The sequence below is a fragment of the Streptomyces tubbatahanensis genome (assembly GCF_022699385.1).
GTDB lineage: Bacteria > Actinomycetota > Actinomycetes > Streptomycetales > Streptomycetaceae > Streptomyces > Streptomyces diacarni.
This window is the reverse complement of record NZ_CP093846.1, coordinates 74,789-100,379: the sequence shown is the minus strand read 5'-3', so window position 1 is coordinate 100,379 and position 25,591 is coordinate 74,789. Positions and strand designations below refer to the sequence as shown.

Here is a 25,591-nt window from a genome sequence, read left to right as displayed (position 1 = left end):
TGTGAAGAACCGCTGGACGGGCCTTGCCCCGCTGCCCGCGACGGCCGCGCAGCGCGGTGTCCACATCGCCGAGCAACTTGAGGGAGCCCCCGGCGCGTTCCACTGCGGGGCCGTGCTCGAACTCGCCGGAGACCTTGACCCCGCGCTGCTCCGCCGTGCCGTGGCGCGAGCGGTTGCGGACGCCGATGCGCTGCGGGTGCGCTTCACCGAAACCGGCGAGCGGCTGTTCCAGCACGTCCTGGCGCCCGCCGAAGCGGATGCCGAGTCCGGGCTGGGCACCGTCGACCTCGGCGGGGACGAGGACCCGGCCTCGGCGGCCGACACCTGGGCCGCAGCGCGTCTCGACGCCGCGCCGGCCCTGCTCGGCGACGACCCGCTCGTCGGGCACACGCTGCTGCGCCTCGGCCCCGGCCAACACCGGCTCGTCCTCACGTACCACCACGCGGTCCTCGACGGCTACGGCCAGAGCCTGCACACCGCTCGCATCGCCGAGGTCTACACCGCACTCGCCGCCGGGCGGCCTGTCCCGGCAGCGGTGAGCGGCGGCCTCGCGGAACTGGTCGAGCAGGATCTCGGCTACACGGAGTCCGCCGCGCGCGACCGCGACCGCGACCACTGGCTGCGCGAGCTGTCCGGCGCCACCGTGCCCCCGCCGCGCGGGTACGGGGACGCCGGCCCCCGGGTGTGCAGCCGCGGCCGTCTCACCGACGAGTGGACCCGGCCGCTGGCCGAGGCGGCCCGTGCGGCGGGTGTGCCCTGGACCGTACTGGCGGTCGCGCTCATCGCCGCGCACCGCAGGGCCACCGGCGACCAGGACGATCTGCTCTTCGGCTTGCCGCTGACCACCCGCCTCGGCCGGACCGCGCTCACCACACCTGGCATGCTGGCCAACGAACTTCCGATGCGCCTCGCCGTCGGCCGCTGGGACACCCTCGCCGATGTGGTGGACAGGGTGCGCGGGGCGCTCGGCCCCGTGCTACGCCACCAGCGCTACAGGGGCGAGGACCTCCGGCGCGAACTCGGCTGGCCGGGGGGAGGCTTCGGCGGCCTGATGCTCAATGTGATCGCCTTCGACCGTAGGGTGCGCTTCGGGAGTCTCACGGCCGTCACCGACCAGCTCTCCACCGGGCCCGTGCACGGGCTCACCGTCAACGTCCACGGCGCCCCGGACGGTGGCGGAGGCCTTGCACTCGACCTGCACGCACACGCCGCCGAACACTCCGCGGCCGACGTCGCCGGACTCCGGGACGACCTCGCCGACTATCTGCGGCGGGCCGCAGCGGACCCGGACCGCCGCGTGGGTTTTGTCGGGCCGCGCGCCACGACCGCACCGGTGCCGCCGTCGCGGGGCACCGCGGTACCGCTCTCCGCCATGGGGGAGGACCTCGCCGCGGCTTTCGAGGAACGCGTCCGGCACGCCCCCGACGCGCCCGCCGTCATCGAGGACACCACCGTGCGCACGGCCGGTGAACTCAACGCCGCAGCCAACCGCCTCGCCCGTTGGCTGCGCGCCCGGGGTGTGGGCCCCGAGTCGCTCGTCGGCATTCATCTGCCGCGCTCACTGGAGCAAGTGACAGTGGTACTCGGCGTGCTCAAGGCGGGGGCGGCCTACGTGCCGCTCGACCCCGGCTACCCGGCCGCCCGCACCGCTCACGTCCTGGACGACGCGGCCCCCGTTTCGGTGCTCACCACGGCCGCGCTCGCCGCCGCGCTGCCGGACACCGTCGCACGGGTCGTCGCCCTCGACGTGCCCCAGATGCGCCAAGCTCTGGCCGCGACCGCCGCACACGACCTGACCGGCGACGAAAGACCGGCCGTAACCGCGGAATCGGCCGCCTACGTCATCCACACCTCCGGCTCCACCGGGCGGCCCAAGGGCGTCGTCGGCGTGCACGGGGGTGCGCTCAACCGGGTGCGCTGGTTCGGCGAGACCTTTCCGCTCCGGGAGGGTGAGACCGTGCTCGGCAAGACGAGCCTGAACTTCATCGACGGCACCACGGAGCTGTTCGGCGCGCTGCTGCACGGAGCGCCGCTGGTACTCGCGCCGGACGGGGCGGTCAGCGCGGCCGCAGGCATCGCTGACCTGGTAGAGCGGCACAGCGTCGGGCGCGTCACCGTGGTTCCCGGCCTGCTCGGCGCGCTCCTCGACGGCGAGGGCGCCGACCGGATGCGCCCGTGCGGGCTGTGGATCAGCAGCGGAGAGGCCTTGTCGCCGCAGGACGTCGAGCGCTTCACGCGGGCTCTGCCAGGGGCCAGGCTGCTGAACCTCTACGGTTCCTCCGAGGCCAGCGGCGACAGCCTGTTCGCCGAGTGCACCGGGCCCGACGTCGCCCTCGGCACCCCGGTCTGGAACACGGCAGCGCACGTCCTCGACGACCAGTTGCGGCCGGTGCCCGCCGGAGCCACGGGTGAGCTGTACCTGAGCGGTGCCGGGCTGGCCCGCGGATACCACCGGCGCGCCTCGCTCACCGCTGAGCGTTTCGTGGCCTGCCCGTACGGCGGTCCGGGCGAGCGCATGTACCGCACCGGCGACCGGGTGCGGATGCGCGCGGACGGCGGCCTGGAGTTCGTCGGCCGCGCCGACGCGCAGATCAAGGTGCGCGGCAACCGCGTCGAGCCCGCCGAGGTCGAGGCGGCGCTGCTGAGCGCGCCGGGCGTGGACGCGGCGGCGGTGGCCGCCGCCGGGGACCGGCCCGCCGACCGCAGGCTGATCGGGTATGTCACCCGCGCGGCCGGGGCCTCGGCCTCCGGCGCCGGTGCGTCGGATGGCGACATCGCCGTGCAGGTGCGGCGGCATGTGGCCGCGCTGCTGCCCGAGTTCGCGGTGCCCGCCGTCGTCGTGGTCCTGCCGTCCCTCCCCCTGACGCCCAACGGCAAGGTGGACCGCCGTGCCCTGCCCGCTCCTGACGCCACCGCGGGCACGGGGCGCGCCCCGCGTGGCCCGCGCGAGACGCTGCTGTGCGCGCTCTTCGAGGAGCTGCTCGGTGTCGGCGGGGTCCGCGCCGACGACGGGTTCACCGACCTGGGCGGCGACAGCGTCAAGGCGTTGGCGCTGGTCGGACGCGCCCGCCGGGCCGGGCTTGTCCTGGCCGCGCGCGACGTGCTGGAACACCGAACCCCAGCCGCGCTGGCCGCCCTGAGCACGGCCACCGAACCGGAACCGGCCGACGCCGCACAGGTGCCCGCACCGCTGCTACCGCGCGAACGCGCCGCCGTCGAGGCCGAACAGGGTCCGGGCACGCTCCTGCCCCTCACCCCGCTCCAGGAAGGGCTGCTCTTCCTCGGCCTCCTCGACAGCCCCGACGCGCCCGACCGTTATGTGGTGCAGTGCGACCTGGATCTGACGGGCGACATCGACGCGGTACGTCTGCGCACCGCAGTCGCGCGTCTGCTCGACCGGCACGTCGCGCTGCGATCCGCGTTCCTGCACGAGGGGCTGAGCACCCCGGTGGCGTTCTGCCGCGCGCGGGTGCCGGTCCCCTGGGAGCACACCGATGTGTCCGGGCTGCCGCGCGCCGACCGGGAGGAGGCCGCCCGCCTCAGCGCGGAGACCGACCGCCTGACCCGCTTCGACCTGTCCAGGGCGCCGCTGCTCCGGGTGCACCTGATCGACTTGGGCGAAGGCCGGCGGCGGCTGGTGCTCACCTACCACCACCTGCTGCTCGACGGCTGGTCGCTCCCGGTGCTGCTGCGTCAGCTCCTCCATCTGTACGCGGCCGACGGTGAGGGTGACGGCGCCGCCGCCGACGGTGACACATACCGCCTCGTCCCGCAGGTGCCGTTCAGCGAGCACCTTCGGCTGCTGGCCGCCCGGGACCGGAAGGCCGCGGCCGGGGCCTGGCGCGCGGCCCTCGCGGGACCCGTTGAGCCCACGCTGGTGGCGCCTCATGCGACAGGCGGCGCGGGTGCCGGCGCCGGCGCCGACGGGCCCTCCGAAGTGGCCCGCGTCAGCCTGGACCGTCAGGTGACCACGCGGATCGACCAGCGGGCCAGGGCCGCCGGGCTGACCACCGCGACGGTCCTCCAGGGCGCCTGGGCCCAGGTGCTCGGCCAGTTGACCGGGCGCACCGACGTGGTTTTCGGCAACACGGTCGCCGGGCGGCCCGCGGAGCTGGACGGGTACGCCGAGATGGTGGGCATGTTCGTCAACACCGTGCCCGTGCGGGTCACGTGGCGGCCGGACGAACCGCTGCTCGCTCTGCTGGTCCGCCTCCAGGGTGAGCAGGCCGCGCTCCAGGAGCACCAGCACCTCGGGCTCGCGGAGGTGCAGCGTGCCGCAGGCGTCGAGCAGCTCTTCGACACCCTGCTGTCCGTGCAGAACCAGCCGCCGGGGCGGGCCGAGCTGGCCGCCGCCGCCGACGCCGCAGGGCTGCGGATCACCGGCACCGGATTCCACGACACCACCCACTACCCGATGGCCTTGACGGTGACGCCGGGCGACGAGCTGGTCCTCCAGGTGGAACGGCGCGGAGCGGGCGGCCCGGCGGACAGCGCGACGGCCGTCGCCGAACGGGTGGCACGGGTCCTCGAAGCGGTGGCCCGCACGCCCGAGCTGCCGCTCGGCAGGCTCGCTCTTCTCTCGCCGCAGGAACGGGCGCATGCCCTGACCGCCGCGGGCCCGGCCCAGGGGACCGCCGAGGGCGGCGAGGACAGCGGGGTCCACAGTGCGCTGTTGGCCAGGACCGTACCCGAGCTGATCGACCGCATGCTCACCCTGAGACCGGACCGCACGGCGCTGGTGTGCGAATGGGAGGAGCCGCTGACGTTCGCGGCACTCGACGCCCGCGTGAACCGGCTCGCCCGCCATCTGACCGGCCTGGGCGCGGGGCCCGGCACCGTGGTCGCGCTGCTGCTGCCGCGCCGCGCCGATCTCGTCGTCGCCCTGCTCGCCGTCCTCAAGTCCGGCGCCGCCTATCTGCCCGTCGAGGACGAGTTGCCCTCCGCGCGCATCGCCCAGCTCCTCCAGGACGCCGGTCCCCTCGTGGTCGTCACGGCGGGCGAGCGCCACGAGGTCGGGGACGCGCTGCGCCTGGACCTGGACGACCCCGCCACCCGGGCCGCCGTGGCCCGGCATCCGGCGACCGCGCCGACCGACGCGGAGCGCACCCGTCCGCTCACCCCGTCCGACGCCGCGTACGTGATGTACACCTCGGGCTCGACCGGCCGCCCCAAGGGCGTGGTCATCGAGCAGCGCGGCGTGGTCAACCTCGTCACGCACCACCATGACGCGCTGGTCCGCCCGGAGAGCCGCCGGGCTGGTGACCGCGCCCTGCGGTTCGTGCTCACCGCTGCGCTGTCCTTCGACACCTCCTGGGAAGCCCTCATCTGGATGCTGGGCGGCCACGAACTGCACCTGCTCGGCGACGCCACCCGCCGCGATGCCACCGCCGCCGTCGAGTATGTGCGGGCGGCCCGCGCCGAAGTCCTCGACGTGACGCCGTCCTACGCCGAGATCCTCCTGGAAGAGGGGCTGCTGGACGGCCCGGAGCGGCCCTCCGTCGTCCTGCTCGGCGGCGAGGCGGCGGGCGAGCGGCTGTGGGCCCGGCTGCGGTCGGCGCCGGGGGTGGCCGCCCACAACCTCTACGGGCCCACCGAGTTCACCGTCGACGCCCTGGCGGCGGATCTGGCCGAGGCGCCGTGTCCGGTGATCGGCAGACCGGTGCGCGGAACGAGCGCCCTCATCCTGGACGGCGCCCTGCGCCCGGTGCCTCCCGGTGTGCCCGGCGAGCTGTACCTGGCGGGTCCCGGCCTGGCCAGGGGCTACCTCGGACGCCCCGATCTGACCGCCGAACGCTTCGTGGCGTGTCCGCACGGTGCGCCGGGGACACGGGCCTACCGCACCGGCGACCTGGCGCGCCGTCGCCCCGACGGGCAGGTCGAGTACCTCGGCAGGGCCGACAACCAGATCAACGTGCGCGGCTTCCGGGTCGAACCCGGCGAGGTCGAGGCCGCACTGGGCGGCCACCCCGCCGTCGCACGGGCCGGCCTGGCGCTCCGCGACGAGCAGCTCACCGCGTACGTGGTGGAGCGCGAGGGCGCCGAGGTGACGGTGGCGGAGCTGCGGGAGCACGCTCAGCGTGAGCTGCCCCGGCACGCGGTGCCCCAGCTCTTCCAGATCGTGCCCGCGCTGCCGCTGTCCGCCAACGGCAAGCTCGACCTGTCGGCGCTGCCCGCTGTCGCGGCGGCCCCCCGCCCGGCCGGACGGTCCCCGCGCGGGCGTCTTGAGGCGAAGCTGTGCGCGCTGTTCGCCGAGGTCTTCGGAATGGCCGAGGCCGGCCCCGACGACAGCTTCTTCGACCTGGGCGGCCATTCCCTGATGGCGACCCGTCTGGCCGGCAGGATCCGGGCAGTGCTCGGCACGCGCGTCACGGTGCGGCAGGTCTTCGACGCGCCCACCCCCGCCGGACTGGCGGCGACGCTCGCTTCGGCCGAACCGGCGGCCACGGCGGCCCTCGATGAACCGGCGGTCACGCACACGCCCGGTCCCGACGCTTCCCGCGGACGCGTCCCGATGTCGCCCGCCCAGCGACGGCTGTGGTTCCTGCACCGGCTCGATCCCGCCCGCACCACCTACAACATGCCCATAGCCCTGCGCCTCACGGGCGCCCTGGACACACGGGCGATGGGCGCGGCCCTCACCGACGTCATCACCCGGCACGAGATCCTGCGTACACTCTTCGGCCAGGACGCGGACGGACCGCACCAGATAGTGCGACCACCGGACATGACGCCGTACCCGCTTCAGGCGGCCGAGACCGCCGCCGACGCACTGGACGAGGTGCTGCGCCGGACGGCGCAGCGCCCCTTCGACCTTCGCCGAGACCTCCCCTTCCGTGCACACCTGTTCCGTACCGGCGCGCGGGAGCACGTACTGCTGCTCGTCGCCCACCACATCGCGGGTGACGGCTGGTCTGTCACCCCGCTCCTCTCCGACCTGGCTCGGGCCTACGCCGCACGCCGCGAGGGAACCGTGCCCGCCTGGGCGGCGCCCGCCGCCCAGTACGCCGACCACACCCTGCGCCAGGCGGCCCAGCTCGGCGACCCCGACGACCCGGACAGCCTGCATGCGCGCCAACTCGCCTACTGGCGCAAGGCGCTGGCCGAGCTGCCCGAGGAGATCGCACTGCCACTGGACCGGCCGCGCACCGCCGAGGTCTCCGACCGGGGCGGACGCATCACCTTCCAGGTGCCCGACACGACTCACCAGGCCCTGCTCGGCCTCGTCGGCGACGCCCGCACCACACCGTTCGTGGCCCTGCACGCCGCGCTGGCCGTGCTTTTGTCCCGGCTCGGCGGCGGCCCCGACATACCCGTGGGCTGCCCCGTGGCGGGCCGTGCCGACGCGGCCTTCCACGACGCTGTCGGCGCGTTCGTCAACACGGTGGTGCTGCGCTGCGACCTGTCGGGCGACCCCACCTTCCGCGAACTGCTCACCGCCGGGCGGGAGACGAGCCTGCGGGCCCTCGCGCACCAGGACGTTCCCTTCGAACAGCTCGTCGAGGCGCTTGCCCCGGTCAGGTCGCTCTCCCGCCACCCGCTGTTCCAGACGATGTTCACCTACGACGACGCGCCCGCGCAGACCGCCGTCGAAGCGCCCGGCGCCCGCTTCCCCGGACTCGATGTGGTCCTCAGTGAACTACCCTCCGAACTGGTCAAGTTCGACCTCGGTGTCACGTTCACCGAGAGCGGCGGCCCCGGCGACCGACTCCTCGGCGAGCTGGAGTTCCGGACCGACCTGTTCGACGAGGAGACCGCGCGCGCCCTCGCCGAGCGGCTGGTGCGCCTGCTCACCGCAGCCGTCACCGACCCCGACACACCTGTCGGCGCCCTCGACATCCTCGGCACACGGGAACGCGAGACGATCCTGACCCGGTGGGGCAGGGGCGCCCACGGGCCCGCGCCCCGCACCCTGCCAAAGCTGTTCGAGGCCCAGGCCGCCAGGACACCGGACGCCGTCGCCGTGCGGGAGGGCAGGGCGGGTACCGCCCTCACCTACCGCGAACTGGACAAGCGGGCCGACCGGCTCGCCCGCCACCTCGTCCAGCTCGGTGCCGGTCCCGACACGTTCGTCGGCGTCGCCCTGCCCCGCTGCGCGCGATGGGTGGAGGCGTGGCTCGCCGTGGCCAAGGCGGGCGCCGCCTTCCTGCCCATCGACCCCGGCTATCCGACGGAGCGCGTCCGCCTCATGCTGGACGACGCCGCGCCCCGCACCGTCCTGACCACCCGAGCCCTCTCGGCGGGGCTGTGCGCCGCGGGCGCGAGCTGTCTGCCGCTCGATGACACCGAGGTCGCCGAGGCGGTGCGCCGGCACCCCGCGCGGCACCTCGACGACACCGAGCGCACGGCACCGCTGGACCACCGGCACGCGGCCTATGTCATCTACACCTCCGGCTCCACGGGCCGGCCCAAGGGCGTCGTCACCCCGCACACCGGGATCGCCGCGCTCTCCTCGCTCCAGACCGGCCTGCTCGGACTCGGTCCGGGCCGCCGCGTGCTGCAACTGGTCTCCACGAGCTTCGACACCTCGCTGTGGGACTCCTTCTGCGCGTTGCTCTCCGGCGCGACCCTCGTCCTCGCACCCCAGGACACCCCGCTCGGCCAGGATCTCGCCGACTTCGTACGCCAGGCAGGTGTCACCCACCTCGCGGTGCAGCCCGCCGTCGTCGCCAACCTGCCCGACGACAGCCTGCCCACGGGCGTGGTCCTCACCCTCAACGGCGACGTGTGCCCGCCCGGCCTGGTGCGCCGCTGGCTCCCCGGCCGCCGGGTGCTCAACGGCTACGGCCCCACGGAAGCCACTGTCGGAGCAGCGATCTGGGACTGCGTGCCCGAACAGGGCGCGGCTTCCGTCCCCATCGGCATGCCCTTCGACGGCAAGAACCTGTACATCCTGGACGAACAGCTCCTGCCCGTGCCCGCCGGTGTCTCCGGCGAGCTGTACATCGCGGGCGGCCTCGCCCGCGGCTACCATCGGCGCGCCCCGCTCACCGCCGAGCGTTTCGTGGCCTGCCCGTATGGCGGTCCGGGCGAGCGGATGTACCGCACCGGCGACCGGGCGCGCTGGAACCGCTTCGGGTCCGTCGAGTTCCTCGGCCGCGCCGACGACCAGGTGAAGCTGCGCGGTTTCCGGGTCGAGCCGGGCGAGGTGGAGGCGGCGCTCGCCGCACACCCCGCCGTGGCCCAGAGCGTGGCCGTGGTCCGCGAGGACACTCCGGGCGACCGGCGCCTGACGGCGTACGCGGTGCCCGTACCGGGACAGCGGCCCGACCCCGCCAAGCTGCGCGAGTGGCTCGCCCAGCGCCTGCCCCCCTATCTGCTGCCCGCCGCCTACGTGCTGCTCGACGCACTGCCGCTGACCGTCAACGACAAGGTCGACCGGCGCGCACTGCCCCGGCCCGAGACCGGCACCGGACGCGGGCGTGCTCCGCGCGACGCCCGCGAGCGGAGCCTGTGCGAGCTGTTCGCCCGCGTCCTGTCCGTCCCGTCGGTCGGCCCCGACGACGGGTTCTTCGACCTCGGCGGAGACAGCATCCTCTCCATCCAGCTCGTCAACGAGGCACGCGCGGCAGGCTTCGCCATCGGCACCAGGGAGCTGTTCGAGCACCCCACCCCGGCGGCGCTCTCCGCCTGCGTCCCGGCCATGGCCGCGGCCGCGGGGGAGTCGGGCGTCGGCGAGGTGCCGCTGACCCCTGTCGTGCACCGGCTGCGCGAACTGGGCGGCCCGGTGGGCTCTTTCCACCAGTCGGTGGCGGTGACCGTCCCCGCCCGCCTCGGCCTCGACGAACTGGTCGACGCCGTACGCGTCCTGACGGACCAGCACGACGCGCTGCGGCTGGCGCTGACCGTCGCGGCCGAGTGGCGGCAGCAGGTGCTGCCGCCGGGCGCGGTCGAGGTCGGCGGTCATGTGCGGCGAGTCGCCGCCCACGGAGCCGACCTGCCCGAGCTGCTGCGCGCCGAGGCCGCCGCGGCGCGCGCCCGGCTCGCCCCCGAACGGGGCGAGGTGCTCGACGTCGTCTGGCTCGACCGAGGTGATGACACACCGGGGCGGCTGCTCCTCGTCGCGCACCACACGGCCGTCGACGGAGTGTCCTGGCGCATCCTGCTCTCCGACCTCGCCGAAGCATGGCGGGCCCGGAGCGACGGCCGTCCGGCCCGGCTCCAGCCCGTCCCCACACCGCTGCGCACCTGGGCGGGTGCCCTGCACGCGCGGGCGGGCGACCCGGCCCTCGAAGCGGAGCTGGAGGCCTGGCTGGAGCGGCAGTCGAGCCGGTCCGGAGCCGTGGGCGGACGGCCCCTCGATCCGCGCAGGGACGTGGCCGCGACGGCGGGCCGGGCCACCTTGGCCCTGCCGCCGGACACCACGGCGGCCATCCTCGACGCCACCGCCGCACTGCGCTGCGACGCCCGCGAACTGCTGCTCGCCGGGCTGTCCCTGGCCGTTTCCCGCTGGGACGGGGAGCGGCCCGACGTACTCGTCGAGGTGGAGGGACACGGTCGCGCCGAGGACACCGTGCCGGGCGCCGACCTGACGCGCACCGTCGGCTGGTTCACCTCCCTGCACCCCCTGCTGCTCCGGTCGGGCACCGAGCCGGCCGCCGCCCTGACCGGCGTCAAGGAAAGGCTGCGCGCCGTGCCGGGCCACGGCATCGGATACGGCCTGCTCCGCCACCTCAACCCGGCCACCCGAACCCGGCTCGCCGAGGCACCGCACCCCGACTTCGGCTTCAACTACCTCGGCCGCGTCCAGGCCGCCGGGGACGAGCCGTGGGCGATGGCCGACGACGGCGCCGTCCTCGACGAGCAGGATCCGGCCACGCCCCTCACGCACGCCGTCGGCCTCGACGCGCTGATCCTGGACGCGCCGGACAGTGGATCCGGGCCGCGCCTCGTCGCCACCTGGACCTGGGCGGGCGAGCTCGTTGCGGGGGGACGGGCCCGCGAGCTGGCGGAAACGTGGTTCGACGCCCTGCGCGAACTGGCCGCCATGAAACCGGCCCTGACGCCCCCCGACGTCACCGCACCCGGCCTCACGACGGCGGACCTCGCGGTCCTCGAGAAGCTGCACCCGCGTATCGAGGACGTGCTGCCGCTGTCGCCTCTCCAGCAGGGGCTGCTCTTCCACCACGTCCACCAGACCGCCGACGGCGGAGCGGACGACGACTACGTCGTGCAGTGCGCGGTGGACCTCGACGGCGCGATCGACGCCGGACGGCTGCGGAAGGCCGCCGACGCGCTGCTGCTCCGGCACGCCAATCTGCGTGCGGCCTTCCGGCACGAGGGCCTGGACCGGCCCGTGCAGATCGTCCCCGAGCCGCCCCCCGTGCCCTGGCGGTACGCCGACCTGACCGGCCTGCCCCCGGCGCAGATCCCCACCGTGCTCGACGACACCTCCCGAGCCGAGCGCGAAAGCGGCTTCGACCTGACCAGGCCGCCGCTGCTGCGGTTCGCGCTGCTGCGCACCGCGCCGGACCGGCATCGCCTGCTCATCACGCTCCACCACATCCTGCTCGACGGCTGGTCGCTGCCGGTGCTCTTCCGGGATCTGCTGGAGCTGTACCGGGTGGGGGAGTCGCGGGGGCTGCCGGCGGTGCGGCCGTTCCGTGACCATCTGGCGTGGCTGGCGGAGCAGGACGGCCAGGCTGCGGCGGACGCCTGGCGTGCCGCGCTCGCCGGGCTGGACGGCCCCACCCGGCTGGTCCCCGGCTGGACCTCGACAAACTCTGCACACACCATCGCCGAGCTGTCCGCGGAGGACTCCGCGGGGGTGGTGGGGTTTGCTCGGGAGCGTGGGGTGACGGTGGGTGCGGTGGTGCAGGCTGCGTGGGCGGTGTTGTTGGGGGTGTTGGCGGGGCGTGGTGATGTGGTGTTCGGGGTGACGGTCTCGGGTCGGTCGGCGGAGTTGGACGGGGCCGGTTCGATGGTGGGGTTGTTCATCAACACGGTGCCGTTGCGGGTGCGTCTTGATCCTGGTGAGGCGTTGGGGGATCTGGCGGTGCGGGTGCAGGCGGAGCGGGCGCGGTTGCTGGCGCACGAGCATGTGGGGCTGGCCGAGATCCAGCGGATCGCCGGACACGGCGAACTCTTCGATACCACCACGGTCTTTGAGAACTACCCCGTGGATGCCGGCGCACTCGGCGAGATCGCCGGCGCGGCAGGTCTGCGGCTCGGCACGGCGGACATCAGCAACGCCGGGCACTACCCCGTCACCGTGACCATCACCCCGGGAGAGCTGCTGCGCTTTCAACTGCGTTACCCCGAAGGCGCCTTCGACGAGGGCACCGCACGAGCGGTCGCCCGGCGCCTGGCGAGGCTGGTGCGGCTGACGGCCGCCGAGCCCCGTACCCCTGTGGCGGAGGCCGAGATCTCCGGGCCGAAGGAGAGGCGACAGACCGTGGAGAAGTGGAACGTAGCGGCGGCAGAGGCGGAGACGGGAACGGTGGCGGACCACTTCCGTGCCACCGCCGCACGCAAGCCCGACGCCGTCGCCGTCGTGGCCCAGGACGCCGCGCTGACCTTCGCCGGACTCGACGCGCGGGCCAACCGCCTGGCACACGCGCTGATCGAGGCGGGCGCCGGACCCGAGGCGCGCGTGGCTGTGCTGCTGCCGCGCACCAGCGAGTGGATCGTCGCGACCCTCGCCGTCCTCAAGTCGGGCGCCGCCTACGTGCCGATCGACCCCGGGCAGCCCACCGAGCGCGTCGCCCGGCTGCTCACGTCCACCGACCCCGTGGCCGTCGTCACCCTTGAAGCGAGCACGGCCGCGTGCACCGACGTCAAGGCGGAGCTGATCGCGCTCGACGCCCCCAGCACGACGGAGGCGCTCGCCCGCCACCGCGACGAGGACCCCGGAGAGCGCGGCGTGCTTCCCGAGCACCCGGCGTACCTGATCCACACCTCCGGCTCGACCGGGGAGCCCAAGGGCGTCGTCGTACCGCACCGAGCCCTGACCGGCCTGTACGCGGCCCACAGCGCCCGCCTCTTCCGCGCGGGCCACGACACCACGCTGCGGGTGGCCCATCTGAGCCCCGCCTCCTTCGACGCGTCCTGGAACCCGCTGCTGTGGATGGTCGCCGGACACGAACTGCACATCCTGGACGAGGTGACCCGGCTCGACCCGCGACTGGTGGCCGAGTGCGTCGAGAGACAGCGCCTGGACTGTCTCCAGACGACGCCCACCTACTTCGACCAGCTCGTGGACGCAGGTCTGCTGAGCGGCGGCCACGTCCCCGCCCTCCTCGCGCTGGGCGGCGAGGAGGTCGGCCCCGGTGCCTGGAACCTGTTGGCGGGGGCGCCCACCACGGCCTGGAACCTGTACGGGCCCACCGAGTGCACCGTCGACGTGACGGCCACCACCATCACCGCGGGCGACCCGCCGCACCTGGGCGCGCCGCTGCCCCGCACCCGGGTACACGTCCTCGACAGCGCCCTACGCCCGGTCGCGCCCGGCGTCGTCGGTGAACTGTACGTCGCGGGCGCGGGCCTGGCCCGCGGTTACCACGGCAGGCCCGACCTCACGGCGGAGCGCTTCGTCGCCGACCCGTTCGGCGCGGCCGGCGAGCGTCTCTACCGCACGGGCGACCTGGTGCGGGGGCGGCCGGACGGCGGACTGGAATTCGCCGGGCGCGCCGACGACCAGGTCAAGCTGCGCGGGTTCCGGATCGAGCCCCGCGAGGTGGCCGCCGCCCTGGAGACACACCCGCGGGTCGTCGCCGCAGCGGCCGTGGTGCGCGAGGACCGGCCCGGTGACCGGCGCCTGGTCGCCTATGCCGTGCCGGTCGGCCCTCGTCCCGGCGCCGACCCCTGTGACCTGCGCGGCTACCTGGCATCGCTGCTGCCCGGCCACCTGGTGCCTGCGAGGGTCCTGACGCTGCCCGAACTGCCGCTGACCGCCCGCGGCAAGCTGGACCGGCACTCCCTGCCCGCCCCAGAGCAGGCCCCCGCCGCCACGTCCGGGCGGGCGCCCGCGACGCCGCTGGAGGCCACGCTGCAACGGCTCTTCGCCGACGTCCTCGGGACCCAAGGGGTCGGCGTGGAGGACGACTTCTTCCAGCTCGGTGGCGACAGCATCCTGTCCATGCAGCTCGCGGGCCGGGCCCGCAAGGACGGGATCACCCTCACCACGCGAGACGTGTTCGAGCACCGCACCCCGGCCGGGCTCGCCGCCGCCGCGCCCATGCGGGAGCCCGACGCCGCTCAGGTGACGGCCACGGCCGACGACGGGGTCGGCGAGATTCAGCTCACGCCCGTCATAGTCCGCTTCGCCGAGTCCGGCACCGCCGTCGACGGACATGCCCAGACCGTCGCCGTACGCGTGCCCGGCGGCCTCGATCCCCGGCACCTGACCGAGGCGCTCCAGGACCTGCTCGACCACCACGACGCACTGCGCCTCGTCCTGGAGTCGGACGACGCGGGCTGGGTGCTCAGGGCGCGCCCGCGCGGTGCGGTCGACGCGGCCACGTGCCTCGAACACGTCCCGGCCACCGGCACGCCCGGCTCCGGCCACGACGTGCGGACGCTGACCGCGAGGGCTGCGGCGGGCCTCGCTCCGGCCGACGGGGTGGTCCTGCGCGCCCTCCTCGCCGGAGCCGGTGCCGGTGTCGGCACTGAGGGAGAGGGAGCGGGAGAGGATTCGAGCCTGCTCGTCCTCGCGGTGCACCACCTCGCCGTGGACGGGGTGTCCTGGCGCATCCTCCTCTCCGACCTGGCGGAGGCCATCAGCGCCCGCGCCGCCGCACAGCGGCCCCGGCTGCCCGAAGTGACCACTTCACTGCGGACCTGGGCGGCCGAGCTGACCGAGCGGGCGGCGTCCCGGCGCACCGAACTCAGCCTGTGGAAGGGCGTCGTGGAGGGCCCTGACCCGCTGCTCGGAGCCCGTCCACTGGACCCGGAACTGGACGGGCCAGGCACGCTGCGCCGCACCACACTCACCCTCCCCGACGGTCTCGGCCGTGCCGTGCTCGACGCCGGTGCCCGCACCGATCACCTGCTGCTCGCCGCGCTCGCCGTCGCCGTACGCGGCTGGCGTGCCGCACGCGGCCACCGGTACGACACCGGCCTGCTGGTGGACATCGAGGGGCACGGGCGGGCCGAGCACCTGGTGACCGGCGCCGACCTGTCCCGCACGGTCGGCTGGTTCACCAGCGTCCACCCGCTGCGCATCGGGACCGGCGGGCCGCAGCCCGCCGACCCGGTGGAGCCCGCACGGACCGCCCTGCGCGAGACGGCGACGAGCCTCGCCGCCGTCCCCGACGGCGGTATCGGTTACGGCATGCTGCGTTACCTCAATCCGCGCACGGCGCCAGTGCTCGCCCGTACCCCGTCCCCGCAGATCCTGTTCAACTACCTGGGGCGGGTGGGCGCCCCGCAGGGGACGGGCTGGTCCGTACTGACCGAGAGCCTCGAGGCCGGGGACGACACGGCCACGGCGCCCGGCCATGTGCTGGTGCTCGACGCCGCGGCCGTGGACGAGGGAGCCGAGGCGCGGGTCACCGCCACCTGGTCCTGGGCCGGTGAACTGCTCTCGGAGGAGTCCGTCGCCGACCTCGTACGGCTGTGGACCGAGGCGCTGCGCACGCTCACCGGCGGTTCCGGCGACGCCACTGAGGAGCCCGGCGGCCCCGGCTCCGGCGGCGGCCCGGGCTCCGGTGGCGGTGGTGGCTCGCGCCCGGACGGCACACGACCCACGGGCCCCACCCCCGTGACAGTGCCCGACGTCCCCGTCGACACCTCCCTGGCCCCGCTCACTTCGGCGGAGCGGGACCGTCTCGTGGCCACCAGCCCACCGCTGATGGCCGTACTCCCGCTCACCCCGCTACAGGAGGGGCTGCTGTACCACCACGCACTGGAGACGGACGCGCCCGACCTCTATAACGCTCAGGCGAGCGCCGACCTGCACGGCCCCCTCGACCCCGCCCGGCTCCGCGCGGCCATGACCGCGCTCCTGGACCGCCACCCGAACCTGAAGGCCCGTTTCCGTTTCGACGGGGTCCGTACCCCGGTCCAGGTCATCCCGGAGCAGAGCGAGGTGCCCTGGGCCGAGGTGGACCTGCGCGGCCACCAAACACCCGCGGCCGAGGCCGGGCGCCGCGCCGAAGACGACCGGCACACACCGTTCGGCCCGGCGGAGGGACCACTGCTGCGCTGCCTGCTGCTGCGCCTGGCCGATGACCGCCACCGGTTCGTCATCACCAACCACCACGTGCTGTGGGACGGCTGGTCGCAACCGATCCTCTTCCGGGATCTGCTGGAGCTGTACCGGGTGGGGGAGTCGCGGGGGCTGCCGGCGGTGCGGCCGTTCCGTGACCATCTGGCGTGGCTGGCGGAGCAGGACGGCCAGGCTGCGGCGGACGCCTGGCGTGCCGCGCTCGCCGGGCTGGAGGGCCCCACCCTGCTCGCCTCCGGCGCCTACGGCACTTCCGGCCGACGTGGCGCGGCCGTGTCGCCGCGCCGTCTGGAGACTGCCGTGGACGCGGCCACCTCCGCGGGGGTGGTGGGGTTTGCTCGGGAGCGTGGGGTGACGGTGGGTGCGGTGGTGCAGGCTGCGTGGGCGGTGTTGTTGGGGGTGTTGGCGGGGCGTGGTGATGTGGTGTTCGGGGTGACGGTCTCGGGTCGGTCGGCGGAGTTGGACGGGGCCGGTTCGATGGTGGGGTTGTTCATCAATACGGTGCCGTTGCGGGTGCGTCTTGATCCTGGTGAGGCGTTGGGGGATCTGGCGGTGCGGGTGCAGGCGGAGCGGGCGCGGTTGCTGGCGCACGAGCATGTGGGGCTGGCCGAGATCCAGCGGATCGCCGGACACGGCGAACTCTTCGACACGGCCCTGGTGGTGGAGAACTACCCCCCGGGCGCCGAAGCCACCGAGGTCGTCCCCGGGCTGACGGTCGCGGCCACCGACGGCTACGACGCCACCCACTTCCCACTCGCCCTCGCCGTGCAGCCGGACGACGTGCTGCGGCTGCGGCTCGACTGCGCCCCCGATCTCTTCGACGACCGCGGACTGGCTGCCGTCGCCGAGCGCTTCACCCACGCTCTGAGCCAGATCTGCCACACTCCCGACCGGCGCCTGGCACAGGCCGACCTGCTGACGGCCACCGAGTCCGCGCTCGTGGAAGAAGCCTGGAGCCACGGGCCGCAGGCGCCGCCGGAAAACTTCTGGCATCGGCGGTTCGAGCGGCGCGCCGCCCGTACCCCCGACGCCGTGGCGGTGGCCGACGACGCCGGGTCGTGCACCGCCGCCGAGCTGAACGAGCGCGCCAACCGGCTGGCCCGCACGCTGATCGCGCGCGGCGCGGGGCCCGAGCGGTGCGTCGCCGTCGCCGTTCCGCGCTCGGCTGACCTGGCCGTCACACTGCTCGCCGTTGCCAAGACGGGCGCAGCCCAGGTGCCGCTCGATCCCGCGCACCCCCAGGAGCGCACCCGACTGGTCCTCGACGACACCACCCCCGTGCTCCTCGTCACCACCACCAAGACCGAGCCGGTGGGACACGAGCTGCCCACCGTGCTCCTCGACGACGTCGCCACCCGGCGCGAAATCGCAGGGCTGCCCGAGCACGACGTCCGGGACACCGAGCTTCGCCACCCGCTGGATCCGCGCCACCCCGCCTACGTCGTGCACACCTCCGGCTCCACCGGCCGCCCCAAGGCGGTGGTCGTCACCCACGCGGGCCTCCCCGCGCTCGCCGCCGCGCAGATCGAGGGGTTCGCCGTACCGGATGGCGGCCGGGTGCTCCAGTTCGCTTCCACCACCTTCGACGCCTCGGTGTCCGAGCTACTGCTCGGGCTGCTGTCCGGCGGCACTGCCGTCTTCGCCGCCGCCGACCGGCTGTCGCCGGGGCCGGGGCTCACCGACCTGGTCACCCAGCAGCGCATCACCCACCTCACCCTGCCCCCCGCCGTGCTCGCCGCCCTGCCGGACGGGGCCGTGCCCGAGGGCGTCACGGTCACCGTGGCGGGCGACGCCTGCACCGCCGAGGTGGTACGCCGCTGGGCACCGGGCCGCCGCCTTGTCAACGCCTATGGGCCGACCGAGTTCACCGTCTGCGCCACCCAGTCCGCGCCACTGGCGTCCGTGCCGCCGGCCACCGGGGCCGCCGCGGCCCCGCCGATCGGACGTCCCGTCACCGGAGCCACGGTCCATGTCCTCGATTTCGCGCTGCGCCCCGTGCCGCCCGGCGTCACGGGCGAACTGTATCTGGTGGGCCCCGGCCTGGCCCGCGGCTACCTCGGCGATGCGGCGCACACCGCCGAACGGTTCGTCGCCGCTCCGGGTGGCGCGCGCATGTACCGTACCGGCGACCTCGTACGGTGGCGTATGGACGGCGCCCTGGAGTTCCTCGGCCGCGGTGACGACCAGGTGAAGGTGCGGGGGTTCCGCGTCGAGCCCGCCGAGGTGGAAACCTGCCTGAGCGCTGAGCCGTCAGTCGCGCGCTGTGCCGTGACGGCGGACGGGGAACGACTCGTCGCCCTGGTCGTCGCCGAGCCCGGCACCGAACCTGACCCGGTCGCGTTGCGCACCGCGCTCGCCGCACGCGTGCCCTCCCATCTCGTCCCTTCCTCGGTGGTGCTCGTCGAGGACCTGCCGCTGAACCGCAACGGAAAGCTCGACCGGGCCGCCCTCACCGTGCCCCGCGCCGACTCCGGCCGCTCCACCTGTGGTCCGCGCGGCCCGCACGAGGAGATTCTGTGCGGTCTGTTCGCCGACGTGCTCGGTCTTGGCACCGTGGGCGCAGACGAGGGTTTCTTCGACCTGGGCGGCCACTCGCTCACCGCCACCCGGCTGGTCGGGCGCATCCGTGCCGCGCTCGGAGCCGAGCTGTCGGTCCGCGATGTCTTCCAGGCCCCGACCGTGGCTGCGCTGGCCCAGCGCCTGGCGGCGGTGAGCACGGCAGGCGTGGCGACCGCGGCGGGCGCCGTGCCGCGCACGGACGTGCGTCCGGAGCGTCTTCCCCTCTCGTTCGGGCAGCAGCGGCTCTGGTTCCTGCACCGGCTGGAGGGCCCGAGCGCCACCTACAACGTGCCCATGGCGCTGCGGTTGCGCGGGCGGCTGGACCGGGCCGCGCTGCGGGCCGCGCTCGGGGACGTGGTGGCCCGGCACGAGAGCCTGCGCACCGTCTTCGCCGAGGACGCGGACGGCGCGTACCAGCTCGTGCTCGACGCCGCCGACGCCGTGCCCGATTTCACCGTGCGGCGGTGTTCCGGGCACGAGCTGATGCATGAACTGACCGCCGCCGCCCGGCGCCCCTTCGACCTGGAACGTGAACTCCCGCTGCGCGCGGAGCTGTTCGCGCTGGGCCCGGAGGAACACGTGCTGCTGCTGCTCTCGCACCACATCGCGGGCGACGGCTGGTCGGTGCGTCCGCTGGTGCGCGACCTGAGAGCCGCGTTCGAGGCACGTACGTCGGGCGGTGCACCGAGCTGGCCGCGGCTGCCCGTGCAGTACGCGGACTACGCGCTGTGGCAGCGCCGGCTGCTGGGCTCGGAGGAGGACCCCGAGAGCCTGTTGTCGGCGCAGATCGCGTACTGGTCGGAGCGGCTCGCCGGGCTGCCCACGGAACTCCCGCTGCCCACGGACAGACCGCGCCCGGTGTCCCCGTCCTACAGGGGCGACCGCATCGAGTTCACCGTGCCCACCGATGTGCACACGGGCGTGGTGGAGCTGGCGAAGAGCGCGGGCGCGACGGTCTTCATGGTGATGCAGTCGGCCCTCGCCGCGCTCCTCTCCCGCTCCGGCGCGGGCACCGACGTGCCGCTCGGCGCCCCCGTCGCGGGCCGCGGCGCCACCGCCCTGGAGGACCTGACCGGGTTCTTCGTGAACACACTGGTGCTGCGGACGCGGGTGACGGGCGACCTGACCTTCCGGGAACTGGTCGCCGAGGTGCGGGAACTGGACCTGGGCGCTTACGCGCACCAGGACCTGCCCTTCGAGCGCCTGGTCGAGATCCTCAACCCGGAGCGCTCCACCTCCCGCCACCCCCTCGTGCAGACCGTTTTGACTTGCCACAGCGCCGACGACATCGCCGCGCTCGGAGCCGTGAGCGAGCTGCCGGGCCTGGCCACCGAACCGGTCCTGGTGGACACCGGGACCGCCAAGTTCGACCTCGACTTCGAGTTCGGGGAGACCCGTGGGGAGGGTGCCCCGGCCGGGATGACCGGCATCCTCGCCTACAGCGTCGACCTGTTCGAGAGGGAGACTGCCCAGACCCTCACCCAGCGCCTGCTGCGCCTGCTCGCGTCTGCCGTCGCCGACCCCGACACGGCGGTTGCCGACCTCCCGCTGCTCACGACGACCGAGCGGGACCAGGTGCTCCAGTACGGCCGCCGGGCCGGCGCGCACCTTCTCGACCAGCGGCTGCGTCCGACGCCTGTCGGCGTGCCCGGCGCCGTCCACGAGCTGACCGACCGGCCGGGCGACGGACTGATCGCCGAACCGTTCGGCCGGCGCGGGCAGTGGCTGCGGCCCACGGGCGAGTACGGCAGGTGGGGCGCACACGGCGAACTCCTGCCCGTCGGGGCGGGCGAACAGGGCACGACGGCGGACAGCACGGACAGCGCGGGCACCGTGGCGCCGCAGCGGCAGCCGGTACGGGCAGCCGCCCCGCGTACGCCGGTCGAGGAGATCCTGTGCGGCCTCTTCGCCGACTTCCTCGGCCAGGCGCCGGTGGGGCCGCACGAGTCGTTCTTCGAACGCGGCGGCCACTCGCTGGCCGCGATCCGGCTGATCAACGGCATCCGCACCACCCTGGCCGCCGACCTCACCGTCAAGGACTTCTTCGAGCACCCCACCCCCGCCGCTCTGGCCGCCCGCCTGGAGGCCGCGCGGCGCCCGGCCGGGGAACAGCGGGCGGTGCTGCGCGCGGCCCCCCGCCCCGAGCGCCTTCCGCTGTCGTCCGCGCAGCGCAGGCTCTGGCTGCTGCACCGGCTCGACGGGCCAGGCGCCGCGTACAACGTGCCCATGGCGCTGCGGTTGCGCGGGCGGCTGGACCGGGCCGCGCTGCGGGCCGCGCTCGGGGACGTGGTGGCCCGGCACGAGAGCCTGCGCACCGTCTTCGCCGAGGACGCCGAAGGGCCGCACCAGACTGTCCTGGACAGCGGCGTCGGAATGCCCTGGCAGACCGTGGCGGTGCCGGAGTCGCAGTTGCCCGCGCGGCTCGCCGAGGCCGCACGGCGCCCCTTCGACCTGACCACGGAACCCCCGGTGCGTGCCTGCCTGTTCGAGACGGCGCCCGACGCTTGGGTGCTCCTGGTCGTGATGCACCACATCGCGGGGGACGGCTGGTCGGTCGGTCCGCTGGCCGCGGACTTCGGCGCGGCGTTCGCGTCGCGGTGCGCGGGCATGGCTCCGACATGGCCCGAACTGCCGGTACAGTACGCGGATTACGCCCTGTGGCAGCTGGCGGCACTGGGCTTCGAAGAGGACGTCGACAGCGCGTTGGCGCGGCAGGCAGACTTCTGGCGTGCCGAGCTGGCGGACCTGCCGGTGGAGCTGGACCTGCCGGTGGACCGGCAGCGGCCCGTGGTGGCCTCGCAGCGCGGGGGCCGGGTGGAGTTCACCGTGCCGGCGGACGTGCACGCGGGCATGACGGAGCTGGCGCGCTCGGCGGGCGCGACGGTCTTCATGGTGATGCAGTCGGCGCTGGCCGTACTCCTGTCGCGCCTCGGGGCGGGGAGCGACGTGCCGCTCGGCGCTCCCGTCGCCGGCCGGGGAGACGCGGCCGTCGAGGGCCTGGTCGGGTTCTTCGTGAACACGCTGGTGCTGCGCACCGACGTCTCCGGCGACCCGTCCTTCCGTCAGCTGGTGACCCGGGTGCGGGAGACCGACCTGCGGGCCTTCGCCCACCAGGACCTGCCCTTCGAGCGGCTGGTGGAGGTGCTCGCCCCCGAGCGCTCGGCCGGGCGCCACCCGCTGTTCCAGGTGACCCTGACGGTGGAGCACGCGGACGCGGACAGCGTGCCCCCGCTGCCCGCCGTCCCGGACCTGACCGTCGAGTCCGTCCCCGTGGACATCGAAGCCGTGAAGTTCGACCTTTCCTTCGGACTCGGAGAGCTTCCGGAAGGGGGCTGCGCGGGCTCGCTCCAGTACAGTGCCGATCTGTTCGACCGGGAGACGGCCGAACAGATCGCCGCCCGCCTCGTGCGGTTGCTCGCCCGCGCCGTCGCCGACCCGGAAGGGGTCATCAGCGGCTTGGACCCCCTGCCGCCCGCCGAGCGCCACCGCCTCCTGACCGAGTGGAACGACACCGCGTCCGGCACCCAGAACGCCACCCTGCCCGAGATTTTCGAGGATCGGGTGGGGCAGACGCCCCATGCACCCGCCCTCGTCGGGGCCGGGTACGAACTGAGCTACGCCGCACTCGATGCACGGGCCAATGCCCTCGCACACGAGTTGATCGCCCGGGGCATCGGACCCGAGGACGTCGTCGCCGTGCTGATGCCCAAGTCGGCCGAGCTGATCGTCGCGCTGCTTGCCGTCGTCAAGGCCGGGGCGGCCTGGACCCCGCTCGACCCCGCGCACCCCGACGCCCGTGTCGCGACCGTCCTCACCAACTGCGCGGCCGCCCTCGTCCTGACCGACCCGGCGGGTGCCGCGCGGGTCGGGAGCGTGCCCGCCGCTGTCCCGGCGGAACTCGACCTGACCTGGCGCCCCGTGCACCCGCCCACCGACGCGGACCGGTTGCGCCCCCTGCGCCACCACAACCTGGCCTATGTGCTGTACACCTCGGGCTCGACCGGCGCCCCCAAGGGCGTGGCCGTCCCGCATACCGGCCTGGCCTCCCTGGCGGCCGAGGAGCGCGAGCGGTTCGCGGTACGGCCCGACAGCAGGGTGCTGCAACTGTCGGCGCCCGGCTTCGACGCGCTCGTACTGGAACTCACCATGACCTTCGCCGCGGGTGCCGCCCTCGTCGTGCCGGAACCCGGTCCGCTCGCCGGCGACCTGCTCGCCGAGACGGTCGCGGCCCACCGTGTCACCCACGCCCTGGTGCCGCCCGCCGTGCTCGCGTCCGTCCCCGACAAAGCCCTGGCCACCCTGGAGACGCTGGTCGTGGGCGGCGAGGCGTGCGGGCCCGACCTCGTGCGCCGCTGGGCCCCCGGCCGTCGGCTGGTCAACGCCTACGGGCCGACCGAGTCCACCGTGGTGGTCTGTGCCTCGGACCCGCTCACCGGCGAGGACGGCGTGCCCATCGGACGGCCCGTGCGCGACACACGCGCGTACGTCCTCGACGCGGCGCTGCGGCCGGTGCCCGTCGGGGTCCCCGGCGAGCTGTACGTCTGCGGCGCCGGTCTGGCCCGCGGCTACCTAAGGGAACCGGCCCGCACCGCTGAACGCTTCGTCGCCTTCCCCTACGGGCCCCCGGGTGAACGCGCCTACCGCACGGGCGACATCGTCCGCCGTCGCCGCGACGGGCGCCTCGACTTCGTGGGGCGCGGCGACGACCAGGTCCAGTTGCGGGGCGTGCGTGTCGAGACCGGCGAGGTCGAGGCGGCCGTCGCCACGGCCGGCGGGGTGGCCGCCGCCGTCGTCAGCCTCACCACCGAGGCTGTACCGCGCCTGGTCGCCCACGTGGTCGCCAGGCCCGGCGCCGACCTCGACCCCGCCGCGGTCCGCGCCCACGTGGCGCGGACACTGCCGCGCCAGTTCGTGCCCGCCGCCGTCCTTGTGCTACCGGAACTGCCCGTCACCGCGCACGGCAAGGTGGACCGGGCCGCGCTGCCCGCACCGGAGTTCACACCCGCCGCCGCGGCCAGGGCAGCCGCCGGCGCGCATGAGGAGATCCTGGTCGGACTCTTCCAGGAAGTCCTCGGCGTGGACGGGGTCGGCGTCGACGACGGGTTCTTCGACCTCGGCGGCGACAGCATCCTCGCCATCGACCTGGTCAGCCGGGCGCGCCGCGCCGGTCTCGTGCTGTCCCCGCGCCAGGTCTTCGAGCACGCCACACCCGCACTGCTCGCGACCGTCACCACCGACGCGGGCGCGGGCGCATTGGAACCCCGAGGCAGCGGGGTGGGCCCGGTGCCGGTGACCCCTCTCGTTTCCTGGCTGCGCGAGAGCGGCATACCCCTTGCCCGCTTCTGCCAGTCCACCCTCGTGCGCACTCCGCCCGGCACGACCGCCGCCCACGTGGCGGCGGGCCTCGCCGCCGTGACCGACCACCACTGCGCGCTCCGGCTCACCCTGGCCGACTGCGGTGGAGACGGCGGTGACGCGTGGGGGCTGCGGGTGCGCGAGCCCGGCACGGTGGACACCAGGGCCCGCCTGCACCACGTGGACGTCTCAGAGGCGGACGAGGACACCCTGCGGGACGTGCTGAGGCGGGAAGGCGAGGCAGCCAGGGACCGGCTCGACCCGAGGCGCGGGAACGTTCTGTGCGCGGTCCTCTTCGACCGGGGGCCGAACCGGGAAGCGCTGCTGCTGCTTGTGGTGCACCACCTCGCCGTGGACGCCGTGTCGTGGCGCATCCTGCTGCCCGACCTGGCAGAGGCGTGCCGGGCCGCGCGGGACGGGCGTACCGCCTCGCTCCAGCCGGTCGGCACCTCGCTGCGCACCTGGGCCGGACGCCTGACCGCGCTGGCCCAGGAACCCGCGCTGGCCGACGACGTGCCCGCCTGGGAGCGGGTGCTGCGGCAGCCCCGGCTCGCCCTCGCCGACCGCTCACTGGATCCCGAAGTCGATCTGGCCGCGACGGCCGGGCGGCACACCATGCGGCTGTCCGCCGGGACGACCGCCAGGCTGCTCACCGAGGCCACAGCGGCCTACCGCTGCGAACCCAGGGAACTGCTTCTCGCCGCCCTGGCCTGGGCGGTGGCCGACTGGCGTGCCGCCGGCGCCGCCGCTGTGGTGGCCGAGATCGAGGGGCACGGCCGGGACGAGGAACTGCTGCGCGGGGCGGACCTGTCGCGCACGGTCGGCTGGTTCACCAGCACCTACCCGGTGCGGCTCGACCTGCCCGCGCCGGACCGCGCCCGTGCGTGGTCGGACCCGGCTTCGGCCGCCCGGCTGGTGAGCGACGTCAAGGAGCAGCTGGGCGCGCTGCCCCGGCACACCCTGGGCTACGGCCTCCTGCGCCACCTCAGCAGACGGGCACGCCCGCGCCTGTCGGCCCTCGCCGCACCGGAACTGACTTTCAACTACCTGGGCCGAGTCACCGGTTCCGGCGGCGCGGGCACCGAGGACTTCGCACCCGTCGCCGACTACGACGCCGGGAGCGACCAGGATCCCGAGGCCCCGCTGGCCCAGCTCCTCGAACTGACCGCCGTGGTCCTCGACGCGCCTCCCGGAGACCCCAGGGCCTCCGGCAGCGGCGACGGCGCCGGGGGCCCCGTTCTCGTCGCCACCTGGACCTGGGCCGCACACGCGGTGTCCGCCGACCGGATCGCCGGGCTGGGCGAGCTGTGGGCGGCCGCGCTTGAGGCGCTCGTCAGACATGCCGGTGCTCCCGGCAACGGGAGTGCTCTGTCGCCCGCCGACGTGGCCGTGGCGCACATCAGCCAGGACGAGATCGACGAACTGGCCCTGGAACTGGACGAGCTCGACGAGACCGATGAGCCCGGCGAACTTGGCGGCCCCGGCCGCGCGGGGGGCCGGTCGAGCGCCGGATGA

The 25,591-nt window shown here is 74.5% G+C and carries 1 protein-coding gene; it reads left to right on the top strand.

Annotated elements, in window-relative coordinates:
• The first annotated feature begins 1 nt into the window (after position 1).
• Positions 2 to 25,591: a non-ribosomal peptide synthase/polyketide synthase gene (locus MMF93_RS00270; protein ID WP_242748433.1), complete on the top strand. Its 25,590-nt coding sequence runs from the start codon at positions 2 to 4 to the stop codon at positions 25,589 to 25,591.